Source organism: uncultured Methylobacterium sp. (assembly GCF_964242245.1).
GTDB lineage: Bacteria > Pseudomonadota > Alphaproteobacteria > Rhizobiales > Beijerinckiaceae > Methylobacterium.
This window is the reverse complement of sequence record NZ_CAXTBY010000156.1, coordinates 1-3,395: the sequence shown is the minus strand read 5'-3', so window position 1 is coordinate 3,395 and position 3,395 is coordinate 1. Positions and strand designations below refer to the sequence as shown.

The 3,395-nt window shown below is 76.6% G+C and carries 3 protein-coding genes; all 3 read right to left on the bottom strand.

Annotated features, from left to right (window positions below; translation table 11 throughout):
- Positions 1-23: 23 nt before the first annotated feature.
- Positions 24-1,211 (bottom strand): hypothetical protein, encoded by a 1,188-nt coding sequence (locus ACFE8Y_RS20025; protein WP_375466131.1) that lies wholly within the window; start codon positions 1,209-1,211, stop codon positions 24-26.
- Between the two features lie 236 nt (positions 1,212-1,447).
- A complete protein-coding gene (locus ACFE8Y_RS20020) occupies positions 1,448-2,359 on the bottom strand; it encodes a tetratricopeptide repeat protein (protein ID WP_375466128.1) in 912 nt (303 codons plus the stop codon).
- A 34-nt stretch (positions 2,360-2,393) separates the two neighbouring features.
- The gene (locus ACFE8Y_RS20015) at positions 2,394-3,323 is read right to left on the bottom strand and encodes a VWA domain-containing protein (protein ID WP_375466127.1); all 930 of its coding nucleotides are present in this window, start codon (positions 3,321-3,323) and stop codon (positions 2,394-2,396) included.
- Between the last annotated feature and the right edge of the window lie 72 nt (positions 3,324-3,395).

Genomic DNA, 3,395 nt, shown 5'->3' with positions numbered 1-3,395 from the left:
GGGAGAGGGAGAGGCGCGGCGGCTCAGCCCTTCGCCGGCCCGTCGAGCGGGTGCAGGCGGTCGACCGTCCCGCTCGCGGCGCGCACTCGCACCGAGCGCGACAGCCTGCGGGCCAGGGCGGACAGGTCCGGCACCGGCGTCCCGGCCGGCGCGTAGAGCGCGCGGTCCAGCGCCGCGAGGCCGGCCGCCGTCTCGGGGTCGGCGCGCCAGTGCCGGGCGAGCGCCGGATCGGCCTGCGCGGTCGCCACGCGAAACCCGGACAGGTCCCGCGCCGCGGCGGTGCGGCGGAGCGCCCGGCGGGTGCGGAGGTCCAGGCGCAGCCGTTCGGCACCCGCGCCGAACCCGATCAGCGCCAGCCCGAGGCCGAAGGCGGCGAGCCCCGCGGCGCCCGCGACCCAGGGCGAGGCGGTCGTCGGGGGGCTAAGGTCGGTCTCGCGGTCGGGCAGGCCGCCGCCGATCTGGCGGGCGGGGATCTCGGCCTCGCGCATCGTGCGCGACGCGGTGTCGAACCACGGGATGACGATGGCATCGAGCGGGATGATCTCCGGCACGCCCGGCCGCACGTCCCACTGGTAGGTCGCCCGCGCCACCGGACCCTGCGGCGTGACCAGGGTCTCGCGGGTGACGGGGCCGGCGAAGGTGAGGATGCCGCGGGTGCGCATCACCGGCCGCGGCGGCAGCCCTTCCGCGACCATGCCCTGCGCCTCGATGGTGACGATGCGGCGCGTGGTCCCGCCGAGCTTCACCGTCTCCGGGTCGGGCGCCCAGGAATCGGTGATCGTCACGTCCCGGGCCGGGAGCCACCACGGCTCCTTGGCGTCCGGTCCGCCGTCCTCGCGGGTCCAGGCGGCGACGGGGAAGGGGATCGGGCTTGACCGCACGTCGACGACCCGGCGCGCGCCCGCGTCGTTGACGGTCAGGCGGTGGTCGAACGGCTCGACGGTGAACGCGCCGGCGTGGTGCGGGAACACGGCGATCACCCGGTCGAAGGCCACCGCGCTCTGCCCGTCCGGCAGCTTGGTCTTGCTCCAGCGGTCGCGGCCGAGCTGGCTCCAACTGAAGTTGGCCAGACTCGGCTGGACCACCTCCTCCAGCAGGATCTGCTGCTTGTAGACCCCGTGAATGCGCAGCAGCACCATCTCGCGGGCGAACGGCGCGGCGCTGCCGTTGAGCTCGGGCGTGACCGTGAGGGTGAGGTCGCCGGGCTCGATCTCGGCGTGCGCGGGGGCGGCGAGGAGGAGGGCGAGGAGGAGGGCCGTGTGCCGGCCCCAACGCGCGCTCCCTCCCCCCTTTGCGGGGGAGGGTGGCCCGCGCAGCGGGTCGGGTGAGGGGAGCGCCGTATCAGGAAGCGTCGCTCCCCTCACCCGACCCTCGCCGACGCGAGGCCCACCCTCCCCCGCAGAGGGGGGAGGGACGAGGCGCGTGGCGCTCGTAAGATCCCGGATCGTCACCACGGGTTGCTCCCGGCGGGCATGCTGGTCCCGGCCTCGATGCGGCGGGTCTGCTCGGCCTTGAGGCGGAGCTTGAGGTAGCGGCCGGGATCGTCGGGCAGCGTCTGGAGCCAGAGGCGGTCGGGACGGATCTCGTGGGCCTCGAAGCTCTTCGTCACCCGGCGGACCTCCTGCTCCGGGGCCTCGGCCACCATCGCCGAGCCGCCGCCGGTGCGCCCGCGGCCCGCGGCGTCGCCCGCCGAGCCCCGCGCCTCGCCGCGGCCGGACTCGACGCTCTGCTGCTCGGCCTTTCCGCGGCGCGCCACCTTGCTGTTGCCGGGGATCGAGGCCGAGGCGCTCGCCTCCCGGTTGCCGGCCAAGCCCTCGCCGCTGGACTTGGCCTGGACGTCGTCGTCCTTCTCCTGGTTGGCGGTGTTGTTGTAGCGCGCGCCGTACTGCGCCGAGCCGTTGGCGATGCCGCCGCCCTTGCCGCGGTCGATCGCCTCCGCGACCAGGCTCGCGAGGAGCGAGCGGTTGGCCTGGGCGTCGGCGTCGCGCGGGTTGAACTGAAGCGCCGCGTCGTAGGCCTCGATCGCCCCCGCATAGTCGCCCAGCCGCGCGAGCGCGTTGCCGAGGTTGTACGCGCTGCGCCGGCCGCCGCTGCGGAAGAGCGCGGCGGCCGCCTCGTAGCGCCCGGCCTGGTAGAGCGCCGGGCCGCGCCACGCCGGATCGTCGAGCACGGCGAGCGCGAGCGCGGGCAGGCCGAGGCCCATCAGCAGGCGCCCGAGGCCGGTGCGCGGTTGCGACACCACGGCAAGGCCGAGGATGCCGGCACCGGCCGCGGCGATCCCGCCGACCCGCGCCCAGCGCCGCCAGCGGCGGGAGAAGGCCGCACGCAGCGGCGCGCTTCCGATCGCGACGGCCACCATCAGGCGCTCTCCACCATCACGCGCTCCTCCATCATCAAGCGCTCCTGCGGAACAGGATCAGGGCCGGGACCAGGGCGAGGAGCAGCAGCCAGCGGCCGAGGTCGGCGAAGGCCAGCACCGTGTAGCCGCCGGCCGCGAGGTGCTGGGCGGTGCCGGCGCCGACCGCATCGAGGATGGCGGCGGGGCTCGCGAGATCCGCCGCGATCCCGCCGCCGGCGGCGACGAGCCCGTCGAGCGCCGCCCGGTCGGGCTTCGGCACGCCGGGCGGCAGGCTCGCCTGCGCCGGCACGAACAGGCCGTGCAGGCGCCAGCCCTGCGCCCGCAGCGCCCGCGCCTCGCGCAACGCCGCCTCGCCGATGCCGTCGCCGTCGGTGATCAGCACCACGTCGGCGGCGACGGTCCCGGCCTCGGAGAGGGTCCGGCGGGCGAGCGCCAGCCCGCGCTCCGGGTGGCTGCCGCGGTCGGGCACGGTGTCGGCGTCGAGCGCGAACAGGGTGGTGCCGAGGCTGTCGCGGTCGGTGGTCGGCGGCACCGCGAGGTAGGCGTCGCCCGCGTAGACCACCAGCGAGACGGAGCGGGTGCCGGCCGCCTCGGCGACCGCTTGCGCGGCCTGGCGCAGGTCCTTGAGGCCGCCGCCCTCGGCGACCGAGCGCGACAGGTCGGCCACGATCACCGTGGCGTCGAGGTTGCGGAAGGTCGCCGCGTCCTTGCGCTCCACCGCCGGCCCGGTGAGCGCCAGCGCGGTCAGGCCGGCCGCGACCGCAGCGGCCAAGTTCGCCTGCCGCCGGCCGCCGAGCACGGCCCCGCGGCGGACCATCAGCGCCATCAGCGCCGGATCGACCGCCTTCGCCCAGTCGCCGAGCGGCGCCGCGCGCGAGGCGGCGCGCAGGGCGAGCAGGGCGATCACGGGCACCGCGAGCAGCCACCACGGGCGGAGGAGGGCGAGGGCGTCCAGCGCGGTCACGGGGCGCCTTCCCGGCGGAAGCGCGAAGGCCGCGCACCGGTATCGGACGAAGCGCGGGTCCCCTCTCCCGCA